Origin of the sequence: Sphingomonas sp. H160509 (assembly GCF_024124765.2) — a bacterium.
In the GTDB taxonomy this organism is placed as follows: domain Bacteria; phylum Pseudomonadota; class Alphaproteobacteria; order Sphingomonadales; family Sphingomonadaceae; genus Sphingomonas.
This window is the reverse complement of record NZ_JAMXSR020000002.1, coordinates 3731553-3753097: the sequence shown is the minus strand read 5'-3', so window position 1 is coordinate 3753097 and position 21545 is coordinate 3731553. Positions and strand designations below refer to the sequence as shown.

Here is a 21545-nt window from a genome sequence, read left to right as displayed (position 1 = left end):
GTTCGGTAGCGCTCAAGCTCCAACACCAGCATCGCCGACATGAAAAATCCCCCGCGCCATGAGGCACGGAGGATCTTCATTCGGCACCATCGGCTCGAGTCGACCGACACGAGCCAGAGTTGGATCAGAACCGGACGGTCGCACCCACGGCCAGGTTGCGGCCGAGCGAGTCGTAGCGCTGCGGGATCGTGTTCGTGCGCGCGAGGGCGACGTTGTACGAGTCCGGAACGATCGGTGCACTCTTGTCGAGCAGGTTGTTCGCGATCAGGCGGAGCGAGAACTGCTTGTCGATCGCGAAGTTGAGCGCGAGGTCGAAGTAGCTCTTCGGCGAAACCCGGTAGTAGCTGGTCCGCGCGCGCGCGTCCGTGCCGCCGATCGCCTCGTCGCCCGAATTGTCAGCATTGGTCAGCGAGCCGACATAGCGCCAGTTGAACGAGGCGCTGAAGCCGCGGTCGAGCGTGGTGTAGGTCGCGCGCAGGCCGTGCGACCATTTCGGGATCAACTGGCCACAACCGTTGCCGTAATACCCGGCGCAATTACGCTCCGGCTGGACCGGCGAGTCCTGGCCGCCCGCGAACGTCGTCAGCGACCCGTTGAAGTTCCAGTCGATCTTGCCGGCGCTGGCGAGGTCGAGCGTGTACTGTGCCTGGAAGTCGTAACCGCGTGCGATCGACGTGTAATAGTTCGTCGTGCCCTGGCGGATGAAGCCGGTGGATGGATTGCTCCCGGCCGTCGAATACAGCGTACCGGTGCCGGGATTGCGGACGACACCCTGGCAGAAGAACGCGTCGCCGTTCGAACGCTGGCAGCCATCGGTGTAATAGCTGTAGTCGTTGTAGCCGAGCGAATCGTTGATCTTGATCTGGTAGCGATCGACCGAGAACACCAAGCCCTTCACGAACCGCGGCTTCACGATCAGGCCGTAGGTCTGCGTGTAGGCGGTTTCCGGATCGGCGGTGTAGCCGCCCGAGCGTACCGTGCATGCCGCCGCGCCGTTCGGGGTGGTGCCGTTACTGCACAGCAGAGTCTGGCTGCCGTAGAGCGCATCGGACAGGCCGGTTGCCCGACAGACATCACGCGAAGCGGTTGGTGCACCGTATTGGATCGTACCATTCGCATTTTTGACGGCAGTACCGTCGGCGTTCCGGACGACCGTCGGTGCGCAGAAATCGTTGAACGTGCCTGCGCCGCCCGACGCGAAATCGACGTTGGTCGCCTGACGGATTTCAGTCACGGTCGGTGCGCGCTGCGCCTTGTTGAACGAAGCGCGGAACGTCAGGTCGCTGACGGGGGCGTAGATGCCCTCGACCTTCCAGGTGTTGAACGTGCTCGGGTTGCTGCTGTACTTCGACACGCGGTAGCCGCCGTTTACCTGCAACAGGTCGGCGAAGCGCTTGTGCTCGACCAGCGGCGCCTGGACCTCGATATTGGCCTCCCAGACGTCCTGCTTCAGGTAGCTGTCGGTGCCGCCCAGGCCTGCGCGATAGACGCTGTCGGCGGTCGATTTGAGCGTATCCTTGCGATATTCCGTACCCAACGCGATCGCCACGCCCTGCTCCGCGAACGGCGACTTGATGCCGTATTTGCCGAGGTCGCCGGTGACGTTGGCCTGTACGTCGTACAGCGTGCCGGTAGTCGCAGACGTGCCCTGGTTGTAGAGATAATCGATCAGCGCAGGGTTGGTGTTGCCGGCGCTAAAGATGTCGAAGGGGACGCAGGCGGCATCCGTGGTCGTGGCGCAGGTCGGGGCTGCGCGCGTGCCACCGACGTTGATCGAGTTCTGCAGATTGGCCGAGTTGACGAAGCTTGGTGAGTAATCCTGATGGTTGCGGGCGTAGACGCCGCCGACATCATAGGTCCACTCGCTGCCGACCTTCCCGCGAACGCCGCCGGTCAGGCGGACGCCGGTGTTCAGGTAGGCGTCGGGCTGGTCGTTGCCCTCGCCGAGACGATAGCGGAGGTCGATCGGAACGGACGTCCCCGTACCTGCATTAGTGCCGCAAAGCGCGGCAGCCTGACCGCCCGAAAGGAACGGGTTGTTGCAGCTGACCTGAACCTTGCCGCCCGCGATCGCCGGATAATTATTGTACGACTTGTCGCGGAACCAGATGCCCGACGCGTACAGTTCGGCGTCTGGTGCGATGTCCAGGCTGACGAAGCCGCCTGCGTTCACGCGCTCGGAGGGGCGCTGGTACGCGTAGTTGCTGAAGTAGTTCGACGCATTGCCAACGCCTTGACCGTAAGGCACGAAGGCCCGCGTTCCGTTCGGATTATTGACGTACTGTGGCCCGAGCTGATTGCCCTTCGCGTCCAGAGGCGTGATGAGCCCGCTGGTCGAGCTGCTCGGGGTCAGGCCGCACGAGAGCGGCGCGTTCAGGCTGGTCTGCGTCAAATAGCAGCCCGAGTTGGACCGCGCCGACAACAACACTTCGTCGGTATGCTTGTAGTTGACGAAGCCGTTGATCCGCAGCGCGCCGTCGAACAGCTTCTTGCCCGCGGTCAGCGTGACGTCGGCACGACCGCCGTCGTTGGTCAGGCCGCGCGGGCTGCTGAAGCCCGACGAACGCGCCAGCGACGACACGACAGTGTCCTTGTTGTTGTGGTTGTAGAAATTATAGTTGCCGTCGAGCTGGATGCCTTCGAAATCCTTCTTCAGGACGAAGTTGACGACGCCCGCGACCGCGTCCGACCCGTAGACGGACGATGCACCGCCGGTCAGCACGTCGACCCGCTCGAGCAGCGACGGCGGGATGATGCCGACGTCCTGGCCGTTCTGCGTGCCGAGGCGCTTGCCGTCGATCAGGACCAGCGTGCGCTCGAACCCGAGGCTGCGCAGCTTGATGCGCTGGCGACCGTCGGAGTCGTTATAGGTCTGCTGGCTGTCGGGCGCGATCTGCGGCAGGCGGTTCAGCACGTCCTCGACGTTGACCGCAGCCTGCGCGCGAATGTCCTGCGCGGTGACCGACGTGATCGGCGCCGCCGACGTCATGTTCGGACGCTGGATGCGCGACCCGGTGACGACGATCGTGTCGTCCTTTGGCGTGTCGCGATCGACGGCAGTGGTTGCGGTGGTGGCATCCGCCTCGACCTTGGCTTCGGCGGGCGTGCTCGCGGCAGCCTGGGCGGGCGTCACGGCCTGCGCAGGCACGTCCTGTGCGAATGCCGTGGTAGCGGAAAACACGAGAGATCCGACGAGCGCGATCCGCGAAACAGAATGGCCGAAGTTCATACCTACCCCCTAAAAAGCCCGGTTGCGTGATAGCGCTATACCGGTTGCTCGTACTGGTTTGGTCAAAACCCGTCGCCAGTCAATGCCGAAGCAATACCGGTCTAGAACATTTGCGTTGGAATGTTGCAAATCGGCGTCACTACTGGCGGTCGCCATCTCCTTGCGATAGCGTGCACACAAGAACGCAAGGGGGATCTGATGGAGAACACGCGACGGTCGTTGCTCGCCGGCTTGGGCGGCCTGGGCATGATACCATTCGTAGCGACTCGGGCCTCTGCCCGATCGAGTGCCGCGAAGGACGCTTCGGCGACCGGCGCGATGGTCCTGTCGACCTGGGACTTCGGCGCCGCCGCCAACGCGGTGGCCTTCGCGGAACTCGCCAAGGGTGGATCCCTGATCGACGCGGTCGAGGCCGGCGCAATGGTGCCCGAGGCGGATCCTACCAACCACAGCGTCGGCTATTCCGGCTATCCCGACCGCGACGGCCACGTCACGCTCGACGCGGTCATCATGGACGATGCCGGCGGCGTCGGGGCCGTCGCCGCGCTGGAGAACACGGTGCATGCGATCTCCGTCGCGCGTCGCGTGATGGAGCGGACGCCGCACACCTTTCTCGTCGGCGAGGGGCGCGACGCGGTTCGCGCGCGACCAGGGGTTTCCGCAACAGTCGCTGCTCACCCCGGAATCGGAAAAGGCATGGCGCGACTGGCTCAAGACCGCGAAATACCAGCCCGAAGCCAATAGCGAGAACCGCATCACGCGCACGCCCGGCGGCGCGCTGGATCATGACACGATCGGCCTGCTCGCGCGCACGGCCGACGGGCGGATGGCGGGCGCCTGCACGACCTCCGGCATGGCGTTCAAGATGCGCGGCCGGGTCGGCGATTCGCCGCAGGTCGGATCGGGGCTATACGTCGAGGCAGCCGTCGGCGGTGCCACCTCGACCGGGCTTGGCGAGGAAGTCACCCGCGTAGCAGGCTCGGCCCGCGTCGTCGCGTCGATGCGCGGCGGGTCGTCGCCGCAAAAGGCGTGCGAAGAGGTCGTCCGGCATATCGCCAAGCTGCGCGGCGATGCGATCCGCGGCGTCCAGGTCGGCTTCCTCGCGCTCGACACGAAGGGCAATGTCGGCGCGTTCTGCCTGTTGCCGGGCTTCACCTATGCGGTCACCGACGCGCGCGGCAAGACGACGGTGCTGAAGGCGCGGTCGCTGTTCCAGGCGTGAGCGTCGCGGAAGACATGGTGCGCGGTACCCGAACGATGCTCGAGGTCTGCGTCGAGGATCTGCGCGGTGTCGACGCGGCGATCGCCGGCGGGGCGGACCGCATCGAACTGTGCGCGGCGCTCGGCGTCGGTGGGCTCACCCCGCCCGCGTCGCTGATCCGGGCAGCGGCGGCTTCATCGGAGGCCTCCGGCGTCCCCGTCCACCTCCTGGCCCGACCACGCGAAGGCGGCTTCGTCTATACCCCGAGCGAGCAGGCGTTAATCGCCGACGACATTCGCACCGCGGCGGAAGCCGGATTGGCTGGGATCGTCATCGGCGCGCTCGATGTCGACCACCGGCTCGACCTGCCCGCGCTTGCCGCTTGGGTCGCACACGCCAAGTCGCTGGGCGATGCTCGCGGACGCCCACTCTCGCTGACGCTGCACCGCGCCTTCGATCTGTGCCGCGACATGCCCGACGCGCTGGAGTCCGCCGTCACGCTCGGCTTCGACCGGATCCTGACCTCGGGCGGCGCCCCTAAGGCGATCGACGGCGTCGCGATGCTGGCAGCACTGCACCAGCAAGCCGCCCGTCGGATTATCGTGCTCGCGGGAAGCGGGGTCTCGCCGGAGACGTTGCCCACGATCCTCGCGACCGGTGTCCGCGAAGTCCACGCCTCGTGTCGCACGCCCTCGGCGACCGCCGCCGATCCAGCCGAACTACGCTTCGGCTTCGCCTCGCCGGGACGCGCAGCCACGAACCGGGACGCGGTAGAGCGACTGGCGAACATGGCGGCCGGACATCCGGCGCTTGAATAATACCAATCCATAACTTACTCAAACCGGTCTGGGTCGGGGGCCTCTCGCTCCTCGCCGAACGCCAATCGAAGCGAGCCGCCATGCACGACGCCACTCCGCCTCCGCTAACACCCCCCGCCGATTGCGGAAACGGCAACGCTGATGTTCCGCGAGGCTGCGGAATCGTCCGAGGCCGTCGCGCGGATGCTCGCGACCAACGCCGCGGCGTTCGCGGCGATCGGTGCGCGTCTTCGTAGCGCCCCGCCCGCGGTCGTCGTGACCTGCGCACGTGGTTCCTCCGATCATTCGGCTGTGTACGGCAAGTATCTGATCTGGACGAAGACCGGCATCCCGGTCGCCGCCGCGGCGCCCTCGGTCGTGTCGCTCTACGACGCACCACTCGGTGCGCGGAACACGCTGTGCATCGCGGTGTCGCAAAGCGGACGCAGCCCCGACCTGCTCGCTGCGGTCGCCGCGCAGAAGGCCGCCGGCGCGCATGTCGTCGCATTCGTGAACGACGAGACTTCGCCGCTCGCCGAAACCGCTGACACGCTTATCCCGCTGTGCGCCGGACCGGAAAAGTCGGTCGCAGCGACCAAATCCTACATCTGCTCGCTCGCCGCCTTCGCCGCTTTGACCGCGGAATGGGCCGACGACGACGCATTGCGTAGCGCGGTCGCAGCCCTCCCCGCCGACCTCGCCCGCGCCTGGGCGCTCGACTGGTCGGCCGCCGTCGCACCGCTGCGCACGGCGACCAATCTGTTCGTGATTGCGCGCGGCATGGGCTTCGGCATCGCCAACGAGGCGGCGCTGAAGATGAAGGAAACCTGCGCGCTGCACGCCGAATCGTTCAGTTCGGCCGAAGTCCGCCACGGCCCGATGCAGCTAGTCGAGGACGGCTTCCCGCTGCTGGCGCTCGCGACCTCCGACGCGGCCGGTGACGGCGTGCGCGATGCGGCGCGCGAGTTCGCCGAGCGTGGCGCAGGCGTGTTGCTCGCTGATGCCGGGCTCGATGGCAGCAGCGACGACGGCGTCCTGCCCGCGTTGAAAGCGCATCCGGCGATCGAGCCGATCCTGATGATCCAGAGCTTCTATCGCATGGTCAACGCCCTCTCGCTTGCTCGCGGGTTCAACCCCGACGCTCCGTCGCATCTCAGCAAGGTGACGCGCACGTTATGACGATCTTCCGGTTTTCGAATGGCCATGTGGTCACCCCCCGCGGGCGTCCTGAACGAGGCGACGATCGTCGTCGAGGACGGGCGGATCGCCCGGATCGACGACGCAACCACCGATCTAACCGCCGATCACGCGATCGATCTCGACGGTGGCTGGCTCATGCCCGGCTTCGTCGATACGCAGGTCAACGGCGGCGGCGGCGTGCTGTTCAACGATACGCCCACGGTTGAGGGCATCGCCGCGATCGGCGCGGCGCACCGGCCGTTCGGCACCACCGCGTTCCTGCCGACCCTGATCAGCGACACGCCCGACGTGATCGCGCTCGCGCTCGACGCGGTCGACGCGGCGATCCTCGCAGGCGTCCCCGGCGTGCTCGGCATCCATATCGAGGGCCCGGTGATCAGCCCGGCACGCAAGGGCATCCACGACCCGACGCGCTTCCAGGATCTCGACGACGACCTGCTCGCGCTGCTGACCCGCCCCCGCCTCGGCCGGGTCATGGTGACGCTGGCACCCGAGCGCGTGACCGCGGCACAGATCGCGACGCTGACCGCCGCCGGCGTGCTCATCAGCATCGGCCATAGCGACGCGGATCACGCCACCGCTAGCGCCGGGATGGCCGCCGGGATCACCGGCGTGACGCATCTGTTCAACGCGATGTCGCCGCTGGTCCACCGCGCCCCAGGCGTGGTCGGCGCGGTGCTCGACGACCAGGCGGTGTATTGCGGGATCATCGTCGACGGCTTCCATGTCGACGACGCAGTGCTGCGGATCGCGTTGCGCGCACGGCCGCACGACCGGTTCATGCTGGTATCCGACGCGATGCCCTGCGTCGGCGCGGCGGAGAAGTCGTTCGTGCTGCAGGGCCGCGAGATCCATGTCGAGAATGGCCGCTGCGTCGGCGCCGACGGCACGCTGGCAGGCTCCGATCTCGACATGGCGGGCGCGGTCCGCAACACCGTCGACCGGCTTGGCGTCGCGCCCGAGATCGCAGCGGCGATGGCGGCAACCTATCCGGCAGCGTTCCTGCGACTGTCGCAGGAGCGCGGCACGTTGCAGGTCGGCCGCACCGCCGACTGGGTCGTGCTCACCCGCGACCTGCATCCGGTGGGCACGTGGATCGGCGGGGCGGGCCCGGCCTGACCGGCTCGCCTGCCTTATCCCCGCGCCCTTTCCTTCTGGTATCGAGAACGCACCCATGGCCTCCATCCTCCTGACCGCGCCGATGCAGGGCTGGGCAACGCCGATCGACGAAGTCCCCGACGCGGTGTTCTCGGAGCGGATGCTGGGTGACGGCGTCGCGATCGATCCGACCGGCGACTGTCTCTATGCTCCCTGCGCCGGCACCGTGCTGACGCTGTTGCCGAGCGGCCACGCGATCACGCTCGCCACGCCCGAGGGTGCGGAGATCCTGATCCATATCGGCCTCGACACGGTCGCGCTCGGCGGACGCGGGTTCGGCCCGTGCGTCGCGGTCGGCGACACGGTCGAGCGCGGTGCGCCGCTGATCCACTTCGACCTTGACCTGCTCGTGCGCGAGGCCCGCGCAGTCGTCACGCCGATCGTGATCGTCAACCCTGACCGGTTCAGCATCGTCCACGCAGTCTCCAGCGAACTGGTCGCGGTCGGCGATCCGCTGATGACGCTCGAACCCAGCGATACGGTTGCGCACCGCGAGACGAGCCAGAACGGCACCGCGCACGAACGGACGGTCGTAGTCCCTCTCCCGCACGGCATCCACGCCCGCCCGGCCGCGCGCCTTGCCGCGACCGCCAAGCGCTTCGACGCCGACGTGACGCTCGCATCCGGCGACAAGACCGCCAACGTCCGCAGCCCGATAGCCCTGCTCGCCCTGGCGATCCGCCGCGACGATACGATCGTGGTGACCGCAGCAGGCGCCGATGCCGCCACAGCACTCGCCGCGATCTGCGACCTGATCGAAAGCGGCATGGACGAGCCGGCCGAAACCCCCGTCCGTGCGCCCACCGTCGCCCCCTCGCCAGCCCGCGCCGCAGTCGACGGCGCGCTGACCGGCGTCACAGCGGCGCCCGGCCTGGCAATCGGCCGCGCCCGCTGGTTTCGCCCCGCCGACATCGTCGTCCCCGAGCGAGGCGAAGGCATCGCCGTCGAGGAGGCTCGCTTCGATGCGGCCGTCACCACGCTATCGACCCGTTTCGCGGACCGCGCGCGCACGGCGACCGGTCCCGAACGCGCGATCGTCGAAACGCATGCGGCAATGCTCGACGATCCCATGCTCCACGAGACGACGCACGGCGGCATCGCACGCGGCGAGAGCGCGGGTCATGCGTGGCGCGGCGCGATCCGTCCGCAGGCCGACGCGTTGCGCACCAGCACCGATCCACGGCTTGCCGAGCGCGCCGACGACATGCTCGATCTCGAACGCCAGCTCCTCGCGCTGATCGCCGGCGTCGAGACCATGCCGCTGTCGTTCCCGCCCGACACGATCCTGCTCGCGGACGATCTGCTGCCCTCGCACGTCCTGTCGCTCGACCGCGCGAACATCGTCGGCTTCTGCGTCGAGCGCGGCGGCCCGACCTCACACGTCGCGATCCTTGCCGCGACGATGGGCCTGCCCGCGCTGGTCGCGATCGGCGCGCCATTGAACGCCGTCGCCGACGACACGCCCGTGATCCTCGATGCCAGCGAAGGCCTGTTGCGGATCGATCCCGATGCCGACACGCTCGTCGCCACGCAGGTCCGGATCGTCCAGGCGCAGGTCCGCCGCACCGAAGCCCTCGCGCGGGCCGGCGAACCCTGCCGCATGGCCGACGGTACCCGGATCGAGGCGTTCGCCAATCTCGGCGCGCTCGGCGATGCGCACCTCGCGGTCGAGAACGGTGCGGAAGGCTCGGGCCTGTTGCGCACCGAATTCCTGTTCCTCGAACGCGATGCCGCGCCGACGGTCGCTGAACAGACCGCGGACTACCAGGCGATCGCCGACGCGCTCGACGGCCGCCCGCTGATCGTCCGCCTGCTCGACATCGGCGGCGACAAGCCCGCGCCGTATCTGCCGATGGCGCCGGAAGAGAACCCCGCGCTAGGCCTGCGCGGCATCCGCGTCGGCCTCGCGCACCCGCAGATCCTGGAGGATCAGGTCCGCGCGATCCTGTCGGTAAAGCCCGCCGGGCAATGCCGCATCATGGTCCCGATGATCGCCAGCCTCGACGAACTCCGCGCCGTCCGCGCGGTGGTCGACCGCGTTGCTGCCGAGATCGGCATCGTCGACCGCGTGCCGGTTGGCGTGATGATCGAGACCCCCCGCCGCCGCCATCACCGCCGATTTGCTCGCTGCGGAGGCCGATTTCCTGTCGGTCGGGACCAACGACCTCACGCAATACACGCTGGCGATGGACCGCGGTAACGCCGCCGTCGCGAGCGGGATCGACGGGCTGCACCCTGCCGTCCTCCGGCTGATCGCGCAGACCTGCAAGGGCGGCGCGGTGCATGGCCGCTGGACCGGCGTGTGCGGCGGGCTCGCGTCAGACCCGCTCGCCGTCCCCATCCTGATCGGGCTCGGCGTCACCGAACTCTCGTCCGCACCGGCGCTCGTGCCCGAGATCAAGGCGCTGGTCGCGACGCTGACGATGGAGGCGTGCCGCGCGCATGCCGCCGCCGCGCTGCAATGCGGGTCCGCCGCCGACGTCCGCTCGCTCGCCCGGGAGTTCACCGCATGAAATCGATCCTCGAAGCCCTCCAGCCGCTCGGCCGCGCGCTGATGCTGCCGATCGCGGTGCTGCCGATCGCCGGCCTGCTGCTCCGCCTCGGCCAGCCCGACCTGCTCGACATCGCCTTCATCAGCGCGGCGGGCGACGCGATCTTCTCACACCTCGGCCTGCTCTTCGCGATCGGCGTCGCCACCGGGTTCGCGCGCGACGGCAACGGTGCCGCGTGCCTCGCCGGCGTCGTCTGCTTCCTGGTCGCGACGGAGGCGGGCAAAGTCCTGATCACCGTCGCACCCGAAGTAGCGGCAGGGCTGACCGGCGTCTCCGCCGACCTCGCCATCGCGGCGTGGAAGGCCAAGGCGATGGCGCGGCTCGACGTGCCGATCGGCATCCTGTCGGGGCTCGCGGGCGGGACGCTCTACAATCGGTATTCGACGATCAAGTTGCCGGAATATCTCGCTTTCTTTGGCGGACGCCGGTTCGTTCCGATCGTCAGCGGCGTGGCCGGTCTCGTGCTCGCGGCGGTGTTCGGCTTCGGCTTCTCGCTGCTGAGCCAAGGCGTCGACCAGTTGAGCGTCGCGATCACCGGCAGCGGTGCGATCGGCGTGTTCGTGTTCGGGCTGCTCAACCGCCTGCTGCTCGTCACTGGGCTGCACCATCTGCTCAACAACATCGTCTGGTTCGTCGCCGGCGATTACCACGGCACTTCGGGTGACCTGCGCCGCTTCTTTGCGGGCGATCCGTCGGCGGGGATCTTCATGGCCGGCTTCTTCCCGGTGATGATGTTCGGCCTGCCCGCCGCGTGCCTCGCCATGTACCATTCGGCCAAGCCCGAGCGCCGGAAAGCGGTCGGCGGCATGCTGCTCAGCCTTGCGCTCACCTCGGCGCTGACCGGCGTTACCGAGCCGATCGAGTTCAGCTTCATGTTCCTCGCGCCCGTGCTGTACGCGGTGCACGCGGTGCTGACCGGCCTGTCGATGGCGCTGATGGACGTGCTCGGCGTCAAAATGGGCTTCGGTTTCTCGGCGGGGCTGCTCGATTACGTGCTGAACTTCGGCAAGGCGACGCGACCGCTCGTCCTGCTGCCGGTCGGCGCGGTGTATTTCGTGCTGTATTACGGTCTGTTCCGCCTCTTCATACGCAAGTTCGACCTCGCGACGCCGGGGCGCGAAGCCGAGACCGTCGCTGCCGTGGCGCCTACCGCGGCTGGCGGACGCGGTGCGGCGTTCGCGCAGGCGCTTGGCGGCGGGGCGAACCTGACCACGGTGAGCGCGTGCACGACGCGTTTGCGGTTGATCGTCGTGGACCAGTCCGCGGTCGACGATGCAGCGCTGAAGGCCCTCGGCGCGCGCGGTATCCTGCGTCCGTCGAACTCCGCGCTCCAGGTCGTGCTCGGGCCGATCGCGGACGTCGTCTCGATGGAGATCCGCGATGCGCTAGCGCTGGGTGGCGATGTGGCACCGGAGCCCGTCGCGCCCGCAGTGTCGGACTCGATCGCCCTTTCGTCCGTAATCGAGAGCGCACTCGGGGGGCGCGGCGAACGTCCTTGGCGCCAGCCGCCATACCGGCCGACTGCGCGTCCAGCTGGGCGATACAGCGCTGGCGGACGATGCGGCGCTGGCAAAGCTCGGTATCCGCGCGATCGCCCGCCCCGCACCCGGCCAGCTTCATATGCTGGCGACCGACGCGGTCCTGGCGACGCTGGCCCGGTAAGCTTTGAAATTGATCCTCCCCCGCCAGGGGGAGGTGGCTGGCACTTGCCAGACGGAGGGGGAGGAAAGGGAAACGCCGGTTCCGTGTCCTCCCCCCTCCGTCACCTTCGGCGACACCTCCCCCTGGCGGGGAGGATTGAGCAGCGTCAGCGCGCTGGCGGTTCCAGCGACACAGGGCCGAGGATGCCCGAAACCCCTCCCCTCTGCAGCCGATTCCACCACCAGCACGATCTGGCGCACGCCGCCGCCCGCCGGCAACGCCGCCTCGAGCGGCCCCGCTTCGGCGCCGGTCTTCAACGCAAGCCGCCGGCCATCCACCCACAGCTCGGCCTTCCCCGCGATCGACGCGAAACGGATCGTGCCGCCCTCCGCACCGATCCGCCGCCACGGCGTAACGCTCGCACGGTAGAGCCGCCAACGACCCTCCGCCGCAGCGTGGACCGGCGTACCGCTCCGCACGAACGCCCAGCTATTATTATCCCCATCGATCGGCGCCAGCGCAGGATCGGGACGCGCAGCGAACGCCGGCGAGCGACGCCACTCCCGGATCGCCTGCCCGCCATAGGTCGCGGCCATTTGCGCCCGCGGTGCGATCGCTGCCCGGTCGATCACCAGCCGCGCCGGCTTCAATCCCGGCGCGGTCGCGGTCATCACGATCCGCCCACGACCCGTCCCCGCCTGCACGATGACCTGTGCGAGCCCGTTGAACAACGACCGCGCATTGCCCTTCTCAGGCTCATGGCTGTTCGGATCGCCATTACCGACCCCGATGATCGCCGCGCCGTCGACCGAGAACTGCGTCGGCAGGTTCGCAGTCGGAACATGCCGCCCGGCGGCATCGATCGCGTCGATCGTCACCGGCTGCGTGTCCTCGTCGTCGCCCGCCATCACCGTCCGCGCCGCGGTCAAGCGCAGCGCAACCGGCTTGCCGACGGTCTCGTGCGCGGCCGTCGCGACGACCTTGCCACCGCGCAACGCGATCACCTCGATCCGGCCGGGCGCATAGGCCACGCTGAACTCGTTGCCCATGATCCGGTCGACCGCCTGCTCGCCGACCTTCCGCCCGTTGAGCTGCAACTCGACGCGCTCGGCGTTGCTCATCACCAGCACCACGACCGGCTGCCCCTCGCGTCCCGGCCACGTCCAGTGCGGCGTCAGGCTGACGACCGGCGCGTCGTCGACCCAGTGCGCACGGTGGATGTCGAACGCATTCTTAGGGAACCCACACAGGTCGAGGATCCCAAAGAAACTGGAGATCGTCGGCCATTCATGCGGCGTCGGCTCGCCGTGATAATCGAACCCGGTCCACACGAACCCGCCCGCGACGAACGGGCGGTCGGCGATCTTCTTCCACGTCGCGCGGTGCGTATCGCCCCAGCTCGCCGCCTCGACGTCGTAGGACGACTGGACATGCGCGGCCGGATCGCTCGCGAACGCGCCGCGCGTTTCATAGGCGCTGGTATCCTCCGAGCTCGTCATCGGCTTGGTCGGGTTGAGCTGGTGGAACCGGTCGTAATCGCCCTGGTAATAGTTGAAGCCGACGACGTCGAAAATGCTCGACACGTTGATCGGATCGAAGAACGCGCCGTTCATCGCGCCCGTCACCGGGCGGCTGTCGTCGAGCGCATGCGCCGCGTGCGCCATCCGCCGGAGCATCTCGACGCCCGCCTCGGTGCCCTGCATCGGCTCCTCGTTGAAGACCGACCACAGGATCACGCTCGGGTGGTTGCGATCGCGGCGGACCATCCATTCGAGCTGCGCCATGGTATCGGGTGCGGGATTGAACTGGCGGTTCTCGTCCATCACGACGAAGCCCATCGCGTCGCACAGGTCGAGCAGTTCGGCGGCCGGCGCGTTGTGCGAGCAGCGGATCGCGTTGCAGCCCATCGCCTTCAGCCGCTCCAGCCGCCAGCGCAGCAGCGCATCGGGGATCGCAGTCCCGACGCCGGCGTGATCCTGATGCAGGCACACGCCCTTCAGCTTCACCGACCGGTCGTTGAGCAGGAAGCCGCGGTCCGCATCGAACCGGATCGTGCGGAAGCCGACCGGTATCCGCCGCTCGTCGACGATCGCGCCGTCGCGCAGGACGTGCGTCACGACGGTATAGAGCGTCGGCGTCTCGATCGACCAAAGGCGCGGCGCAGGCACGGCCAGCGTCATCGTCGCGGTCGCGTGCTCCAGAGGCAGGACCGTCGCGGTCGCCTGCGCCCCCGCCACGCGCTTGCCCTCGGGATCGAGCAGCGCGACATCCACCGTCACGCCGACCGACGCGCGATCGATGCTGCCGAGCTTCACTTCGACCGGGACGCTCCACGCACCGTCAGCACCGCGCCTGGGACCGCAGTGCACACTGTCGGTCACGATCGCCACCGCCGCGCGGCGGATCAGCCACGCGTGGCGATAGATCCCCGCGCCCTCATACCACCAGCCCTCCATCGCCTGCGCATCGACGCGCACCGCGATCACGTTCAGGTCGTCGCCGAACCGCGCGAACGGCGTCAGGTCGATCTCAACGCTGTTATACGCCGACCAGTTGTGCGCGACGACGCTGCCGTTGACCCAGACCGTCGCGTTGGTCGCGATCCCGTCGAACTGCAGCCCGATCGTCTTGCCACGGTCCGCCGGGTCGAGCCGCAGCGTCCGCCGGTACCAGCCGATGCCCCGCGCGCGAAAGCCCTGCGAGACGCTTGCGGTCTTCACGAACGGCTGCGCGGAGGCCCAGTCATGCGGCAACCGCACTGACTGCCAGTCGGAATCGTCATACGCCATCGCCGCGGCGCCGAGTGCGTTACCCGCCTTCACGCTCAGATACGTCGCGTTGTGGCCGTCGGGCGCAGGCGCGATCACGTCGCCCTCGTGGAACAGCCACCCCCGCTCGATCAGCGTTCGCGACGGGTCCTGCACCAACGCGGGCAACGGCAAGGTCCGCGTCGGCTGCGGCATCGGCAGCGCACCAGCACCGCGCTGTTTCGCTACGCTCGCCGCGAACCCGGCCTCGATCGGCCCCACGACCAGAGAGGCACCGGCGCCCGCCGTGCCAACAAGAAGCTCACGTCGGTTCATCGGTGCTCTCGGTATTAAAGGTCAGATATCGGCGAGTTCGGCGACGAAATCGTACGCATCGCCGCGGTAGTAGGAGCGGGTGAACTCCGCGGCCCGGCCATCGCGCAGGAAGCCGCGGCGCTCGATCAGCAGACCGGCATGGCCCGCGTCGACGCCCAGCATCCGCGCATGCTCGCCCCCGAACGGCACCGCACGCAGGCGTTGCAGCGCGCGTACCGGCCGGCTCCCGGCGTTCTCGAGCGCGGTGTAGAGCGAGTCATCGACCACCTCGACCGACGGCAGGCAATATCCCGCGATCGTCGAGAATTCGAGCGCCATCGCCTCGTCGTCGGCATAGCGGATGCGGTTGAAGCGGAACACCGCCGCCCCCGGCGACAACCCCAGCGCCATCGCTTCCTCCGGGTTCACCTGCCCCGCCGAGCGCGAGATCCAGCTGCTGCTCGACGTGCGGCCTCGCGCGGCCATGTCCTCGCTGAACGACGACAGCTTCGAAAAGCTCTTCTCGACGCGTCCGGCGACGAACGTCCCCGCGCCACGCCTGCGCGTGAGCAGCCCCCTCCTCGACCAGTCCGCCGATCGCTTTCCGCACGGTGATCCGCGATACGTCGTACTCGATCGCGAGATCGCGCTCGGCCGGGATCGCATTGCCTTGTACCAACAGCTTCTCGCCGATCGCGTTGCGGATCAGTTCCTGCAACTGGAGGTAGAGCGGCGATGGATTACCCTTGCGAAAGCGTCCGATGTCATCGGAAAACGCCATGTATTCCCCCTCCGACCGGCAGCTCAAAGCGAGCCTTGCCGCGTCCCTTATGGTAGCGTAGCCAAGGACCGCGTGGTCGGCAACCAGACTAAATCCATGGGCCATATTGGTATGTCCCCTGACCGCCCCACGTCCGATCTCCTGTCAGAGCACGACAAGCTTGCTGTCAAATGACGGGGTTGTGTCTGGACTTATATTGGTTACATTCCTCGACCAGCGGCCGTCAGGAGCCGATACAGGGAGCAGTCGACATGCGTGCAACCGCGAACCGAAATGCCGGGCGCTGGCTGACGGCGACGGCGCTGCTTCCTGCCGCTCTCTGCGCGATCCCTGCCCAGGCGCAGGACCGCCTGCCACTGGTACCGCAACCTTCGGCAATCATCCGTACCGCCGGCAGCTTCATGATCGCCAACGGCGCGACGATCACAGCCGATCCTTCCGACGCGGGTGCCGCCGCCGCAATGCGCCTGCTCATCGCGCATGTTAAGACCGAGCGCGGTCTCGCTCTCCAGACGTCGCCTAACGGCAATATCCGCTTCGTCCGCGATGCCGCGATCAAGGGCGCTGAGGCGTACCGGCTGACCGTCGACGCCTCGGGCGCGAAGATCACCGCGTCGGGTGACGCGGGCCTCCTGTACGGCGCGATGACGCTCGCTCAGCTCATCAGCCCCGATCGCGCGTTCGGCCAGCCGGTCCGCATCCCCGCGGTGACGATCGACGACGCCCCGCGCTTCGGCTGGCGCGGGCTGATGGTCGACACCGCGCGACACTTCCAGTCGCTGCCGTCGATCTACGCGATCGTCGACCAGATGGCGTCGGTGAAACTCAACACGCTCCACCTCCATCTGTCGGACGACCAGGGCTGGCGGTTCGAGATAAAGGCCTATCCCAAGCTGACCGAGATCGGCAGCATCCGCACCAGCCCCTCGACCGGCGAAGCACCCGGCACGCGCGTCGGCGGTTTCTACACGCAGGACGAACTGCGCAAACTGGTCGCCTATGCCGCCGAACGCGGCATCGTGATCGTCCCCGAGATCGACCTGCCCGGCCATGCGCAGGCACTCGTCGCGGCCTATCCCGAGCTCGGCGTGATCGGCGACACGCCGCAGGTCAGCAACGCATGGGGCGTCAACCCGTACCTCTTCAACCCCGGCCCCAAGGGCATCGCCTTCGTCAAGACGGTGCTCGACGAACTGATGGCGGTGTTCCCCGGCACCTATATCCATCTCGGCGGCGACGAGGCGGTCAAGGACCAGTGGGAACGCAGCCCCGAGGTGCAGGCGCAGATGGCGAAGCTCGGCATCAAGGACGAGAACGGCCTGCAAAGCTGGATGATCGACCAGTTCGGCACCTATCTGGCCAGCAAGAAGCGCCGCCTGATCGGCTGGGACGAGATCCTCGAAGGCGGCCTGCCCGCATCCGCTTCGGTGATGTCGTGGCGCGGCGAAAAGGGCGCGGTCGATGCCGCCAACCAGAACCACGACGTCGTGCTGTCGCCCGCCCCGACGCTGTATCTCGACAATTTGCAAAGCGACCGGCGCGACGAACCGCCCGGCCGCCTCGCAATCCAGTCGCTCGCAACCGTTTACAATTACGAGCCGATGCCGGCGGGCATCTCGGCGGACAAGGCGCAACACGTGCTCGGCGCGCAGGCCAATCTGTGGAGCGAATACATCGTCACCCCGTACCAGATGCAGCACCTGATCTTCCCACGCGCCGCCGCGCTCGCGGAGATTACCTGGTCGGGCAAGGGCAAACGCGATTTCGCCGGCTTCCTCGACCGGGTCCAGCCGCAGATCCGGCGCTGGCGCAAGTCTGGGCTGGAGGTCGCGGACAGTGCGTTCGCGGTCGGCTACACGCTCGACGGCACGCGCGGCGATGCGCTCCGCACCAACCGCGCGAAAGTCGTCCTCGCCACACAGGCGCCGTACGGCACGATCCGCTACACGCTCGACGGCAAAATGCCGACCGCACGGTCGCCCGCCTACACCGCGCCTCTATCGGTAAAGCCCGGCGTGGCGATCCGCGCCGCTGCGTTCGATGCGAGCGGCCAGCCGGTCGCCGAGCCTCGATTGTTCGAGACCGGTCGCCAGGCGCTGCTGACCCGCACCGCGTCCGACATGATCGCCTGCCCCGACGGGTCTCTCGGCCTGCGCGTGCCGCTGACGTCAGAAGCGCAGGGCAATGCGCCGGTGTTCAATGTCACGGTCTTCGATACCTGCACCGCTTATCCCGCCGCGCCGATGGATGTCGCCAAGGGGTTCACGATCGATATCGCCCGCCTGCCACGCAACTGGGGCCTCGCGCACGACTTCAAGATGGTCCGCCAGCACTACAACGTGACGCCGCATGGCGAGCTGATGGTACTGGTCGGCTGCACCGTGAAGGGCGCGAAACCGGTGATCGCCGGCACTTTCCCGCTGCCCGATCCAAAGACCGCGCCGACCCGCTTCAGCGTGAAGGGGACGTTGCCGACGATCACCGGTGACCGCGACATCTGCCTCCAATTCACCTCCCCCACGTCCGACCCGTTCTACGCGGTCGAGCGCATGACCCTGTCGGAGACACGCTGATGCGTCGCTGGTTCGTCCTTCCCCTGATCGCGCTCGCCGCGCCCGCGTTCGCCTCGCCCAAGACCGTCGTGCCGCTCGACGGTGCATGGCAAGTGCGGATCGATCCGACCGACACCGCCGCGATCGCCGCGCACAAGCGCGAGGCCAATTGGCTGCCGGCGGCCGTCCCCGGATCGGTGCAGCAGGATCTGATCGCGGCGCACCGCGTGCCCGATCCGTTCAAGGGCACCAACGAGGCGGCGATCCAGTGGGCCGGGCTGACCAAATGGCAGTTCCGCCGCGTGTTCGACGTCACCCCGGCGATGATGCAGCGCAATCACCTCGACCTCGTGTTCGACGGGCTCGACACGTTCGCGACGGTCAGCGTCAACGGCAAAGTGCTGCTGACCACCGACAACGCGCACCGGCGCTGGCGTGTGGATGCGCAGCCGGTGCTGAAGGTCGGACGCAACGAGGTGCTGGTGACGATCGCCTCGCCGATCCACACCCTCCAGCCGATGGTGCTCGCCGAGAAAAACCCACTGCCGGGCGAATATGACAGCGCGTTCGGCGACGAGCCGAAGGGCAAGCAGACCTCGCCCTACATCCGCAAGCCCAAATACAATTACGGCTGGGACTGGGGTCCCCGCATCGTTAACACCGGCATCTGGCGACCGGTCCGGCTGGAGATCTGGGACGACGCGCGGATCGAAATGCTCCGCGTCGACCAGGAGGCGCTGACGCCGACCGAGGCGCGGCTGTCCGCCAAGCTCGACCTCGCCGTCGAGACGCCCGGCGTAGCGACGATCCGCGCCGCGGTCACCGGGCCGGATGGCAAGACGGTCTCGGTCGACCGGACGGTGACGCTCGTCAAGGGCAACAACGCGGTCTCGATCCCGCTGGCAATCGCCGACCCCAAGCGTTGGCAGCCGGTCGGTTACGGTGCGCAGCCGCTCTACACCGTCACCGCCTCGCTGGGCGGCGCGGAGCCGACTCCCGAGGACAGCGTGACCAAGCGGATCGGCCTGCGCACGGTCGAGCTGATCCGCAAGGACGGCAGCTTCGGGTTCAAGGTCAACGGCACGCCGATCTTCGCCAAGGGCGCGAACATCATCCCGTTCGACAGTTTCCCGGCGCGCGTCACGCCGGCCTATATGGAGACGATCCTAAAGGGCGCGCGCGACGCCAACATGAACATGGTCCGCATCTGGGGCGGCGGGACCTATCTGGACGACGCGTTCTACGACATCGCCGACCGCATGGGCCTGATGGTGTGGCAGGACTTCATGTTCGGCGGCAGCGTCACGCCGCCCGACGCCGCCTTCCGCGAGAACGTCCGGATCGAGGCCGAGGAACAGGTCGCGCGGATCGGATCGCATCCCTCCGTCGTGCTGTGGGCCGGCGGCAACGAGGTCTTGTCGGGCTGGGAGAACTGGTCCGACCGCAAGGCGTTCAAGAAGGCCGTCGGCGCCGACGAACAGGAGCGCATCGGCGCTGGCATGGCCGTGCTGTTCGACCGCGTGCTGCGCGAAGCCGTGACACGCAACGCCCCCGGCACGCCCTATTGGCCGGGCTCGCCCTCGACGAATTACGAGGGCCCCGTCGACACCGACAAAGACGGCGACCGCCATTTCTGGGACGTCTGGTCGGGCTCCAAGCCGGTCGAGAACTATCTCGACAGCTGCCCGCGCTTCATGTCCGAATACGGCTTCCAGGCGATGCCGGACCTGTCGACGATCCGCGAATTCGCCGGCAAGGGCGCGCTCACGGCGGACAGCCCGGTGATGAAGGCGCACCAGAAGTTCCTCGCCGGCGAAGGCAATGAGCGCCTGATTATGTACCTGCGCGATCGGTTGCGCCCGGCGCGCGATTTCGCCGATCTCGTCTACCTTACGCAGGTCAACCAAGCCGAGGCGATCCGCATCGCCGCCTCGCATCACCGCGCCTGCCGCCCGGTGACGATGGGCTCGCTCTACTGGCAGCTCAACGACGTCTGGCCCTCGATCAGCTGGGCGAGCATCGATCATGCCGGCCGGTGGAAGCTGCTCAACTACGCCGCCCGGCGGTTCTTCGCGCCGCAAGCGATCGTCGCAGAGCGCAAGGACGGCGCGACGCGCATCTCGCTGATCTCCGACGCGACCACGCTGGTCGACTCCCGTTGGCGGGTGCGGACGATGACGATGGACGGCAAGGTGCTGAAGGGCACCACCGCCGCACTGATGCTCGAGCCGCTCTCGTCGAGGCTAGTCGCGACGCTGTCCGACGACGCGCTGTTCGGGGCCGCCGCCCCCCACCGGCAGCTACGCGGTCGCCGATCTGCAGCTCGATAACGGCGGCACGAGCCGTGCGATCATCGAACGCGCCCTGCCCAAGGACATGGCGTACCCCGACCCCGGCCTCAGCGTTCGCTGGACCGGCACCGACGTGAAGATCACCGCGACCAACCTGGCCCGCGCGGTCATGCTCGATTTCGGCGCGGTCGCGGCCCAGCCCTCCGACGACGGCTTCGACCTGTTGCCGGGCGAGAGCGTCACCATCCATGTCGTCTCCGACGCCTCCGCCGCGACGTTGCGGAAAGCGCTTACCTTGAGGACCCTCGCCCGATGATCTGGCTCCTGCTCGCGTCCGCCGATCCGGTGGCGACCGCCGTCGCGCAAATGTCGCTCGAACAGAAAGCGGCGCAGTTGCAGAGCACCGTGCCCGCCGATCCGAAAGCCGGACTGCCCGCGTACGACTGGTGGAACGAAGGACTCCACGGCCTCGCGCGCAACGGCCACGCCACCGTCTTCCCACAGGCGATCGGCATGGCCGCGACCTGGGACACCGCGCTCGTTGCGAAGATCGGCGACGTCGTCGCGACCGAGGCGCGCGCGCGCTTCAACGCGCAGGACGTCGGCGCGAACCGCAAGATATACGAAGGGCTGACGATCTGGTCGCCCAACATCAACATCTTCCGCGATCCACGCTGGGGCCGCGGCCAGGAAACCTACGGCGAGGACCCGTATCTGACCGGTCGCCTCGGCGTCGCGTTCATCGGCGGGTTGCAGGGCCCCGACCCGCTCCACCCCAAGGTCATCGCCACCCCCCAAGCATTTCGCGGTACACAGCGGCCCCGAAGCCGGGCGCGATAGCTTCGACGTCGATCCCAGCCCCTATGATCTTGAGGCGACCTACTTCCCCGCGTTCCGGCTCGCCGTGACCGAGGGCAAGGCGCAGTCGCTGATGTGCGCGTACAACTCGATCCACGGCGTCCCCGCCTGCGCATCGTCGGCATTGATGATCGACCGGCTGCGGCGCGACTGGGGGTTCAAGGGCTTCACCGTGTCGGACTGCGACGCTGTGTCGAACATTAGCCTCTACCACCACTACCGC

13 protein-coding genes and 3 pseudogenes are annotated in these 21545 nt (G+C 67.8%); 13 read left to right on the top strand and 3 right to left on the bottom strand.

The window, feature by feature from the left end:
- Positions 1 to 124: 124 nt before the first annotated feature.
- Positions 125 to 3229: a TonB-dependent receptor domain-containing protein gene (locus NHF48_RS20300; RefSeq protein ID WP_253072134.1), complete on the bottom strand. Its 3105-nt coding sequence runs from the start codon at positions 3227 to 3229 to the stop codon at positions 125 to 127.
- A 198-nt stretch (positions 3230 to 3427) separates the two neighbouring features.
- On the opposite strand from NHF48_RS20300, the gene NHF48_RS20295 reads away from it, so the two are divergent.
- From NHF48_RS20295 to nagE, 8 genes and pseudogenes are all read left to right on the top strand, one after another.
- The gene (locus tag NHF48_RS20295; protein WP_253072133.1) at positions 3428 to 3973 is read left to right on the top strand and encodes an isoaspartyl peptidase/L-asparaginase; all 546 of its coding nucleotides are present in this window, start codon (positions 3428 to 3430) and stop codon (positions 3971 to 3973) included.
- Positions 3900 to 4451, top strand: a complete 552-nt coding sequence (locus NHF48_RS20290; RefSeq protein WP_253072499.1) for an isoaspartyl peptidase/L-asparaginase — start codon at positions 3900 to 3902, stop codon at positions 4449 to 4451. The genes NHF48_RS20295 and NHF48_RS20290 overlap by 74 nt, the downstream gene beginning before the upstream one ends.
- Entirely contained in the window at positions 4448 to 5248 is an 801-nt protein-coding gene (locus NHF48_RS20285) for a copper homeostasis protein CutC (RefSeq protein WP_263816997.1), read from the top strand. The genes NHF48_RS20290 and NHF48_RS20285 overlap by 4 nt, the downstream gene beginning before the upstream one ends.
- Before the next feature lie 141 nt (positions 5249 to 5389).
- Positions 5390 to 6406 carry an SIS domain-containing protein gene (locus NHF48_RS20280; RefSeq protein WP_253072131.1) on the top strand — a complete coding sequence of 339 codons (1017 nt, stop codon included), beginning with the start codon at positions 5390 to 5392 and terminating at the stop codon, positions 6404 to 6406.
- A gap of 24 nt (positions 6407 to 6430) precedes the next feature.
- The gene (gene nagA / locus NHF48_RS20275) at positions 6431 to 7546 is read left to right on the top strand and encodes an N-acetylglucosamine-6-phosphate deacetylase (RefSeq protein ID WP_342454699.1); all 1116 of its coding nucleotides are present in this window, start codon (positions 6431 to 6433) and stop codon (positions 7544 to 7546) included.
- A gap of 55 nt (positions 7547 to 7601) precedes the next feature.
- Entirely contained in the window at positions 7602 to 9785 is a 2184-nt protein-coding gene (locus tag NHF48_RS20270) for a glucose PTS transporter subunit IIA (protein WP_342454698.1), read from the top strand.
- On the top strand, positions 9706 to 10098 hold the full coding sequence (locus tag NHF48_RS25450) for a putative PEP-binding protein (protein ID WP_342454697.1): 393 nt from the start codon (positions 9706 to 9708) through the stop codon (positions 10096 to 10098). Before NHF48_RS20270 ends, NHF48_RS25450 begins: the two co-directional genes overlap by 80 nt.
- A pseudogene (gene nagE, locus NHF48_RS20265) lies at positions 10095 to 11799 on the top strand (N-acetylglucosamine-specific PTS transporter subunit IIBC). The gene NHF48_RS25450 and the pseudogene nagE overlap by 4 nt, the downstream one beginning before the upstream one ends.
- Here the strand turns inward: nagE and galA are convergent.
- Together galA and NHF48_RS20255 are read right to left on the bottom strand one after the other, a co-directional pair.
- On the bottom strand, positions 11754 to 14861 hold the full coding sequence (galA, locus tag NHF48_RS20260) for a beta-galactosidase GalA (protein WP_253072130.1): 3108 nt from the start codon (positions 14859 to 14861) through the stop codon (positions 11754 to 11756). The pseudogene nagE and the gene galA overlap by 46 nt on opposite strands.
- A 21-nt stretch (positions 14862 to 14882) precedes the next feature.
- A pseudogene (locus NHF48_RS20255) lies at positions 14883 to 15621 on the bottom strand (GntR family transcriptional regulator).
- A 251-nt stretch (positions 15622 to 15872) separates the two neighbouring features.
- Here NHF48_RS20255 and NHF48_RS20250 point away from each other — a divergent pair.
- The 5 genes and pseudogenes from NHF48_RS20250 to NHF48_RS20230 form a co-directional block, all read left to right on the top strand.
- Positions 15873 to 18194 carry a beta-N-acetylhexosaminidase gene (locus NHF48_RS20250; protein WP_253072129.1) on the top strand — a complete coding sequence of 774 codons (2322 nt, stop codon included), beginning with the start codon at positions 15873 to 15875 and terminating at the stop codon, positions 18192 to 18194.
- Entirely contained in the window at positions 18194 to 20503 is a 2310-nt protein-coding gene (locus tag NHF48_RS20245) for a glycoside hydrolase family 2 protein (RefSeq protein WP_253072128.1), read from the top strand. Before NHF48_RS20250 ends, NHF48_RS20245 begins: the two co-directional genes overlap by 1 nt.
- A gap of 46 nt (positions 20504 to 20549) precedes the next feature.
- Positions 20550 to 20780, top strand: coding sequence for a glycoside hydrolase family 2 protein (locus NHF48_RS20240; protein ID WP_253072127.1), 231 nt, complete (start codon positions 20550 to 20552; stop codon positions 20778 to 20780).
- Positions 20777 to 21304, top strand: coding sequence for a glycoside hydrolase family 3 N-terminal domain-containing protein (locus tag NHF48_RS20235; protein WP_253072126.1), 528 nt, complete (start codon positions 20777 to 20779; stop codon positions 21302 to 21304). Before NHF48_RS20240 ends, NHF48_RS20235 begins: the two co-directional genes overlap by 4 nt.
- Before the next feature lie 31 nt (positions 21305 to 21335).
- Positions 21336 to 21536, top strand: a pseudogene (locus NHF48_RS20230) (glycoside hydrolase family 3 N-terminal domain-containing protein); the annotation flags it as partial.
- Positions 21537 to 21545: the final 9 nt, after the last annotated feature.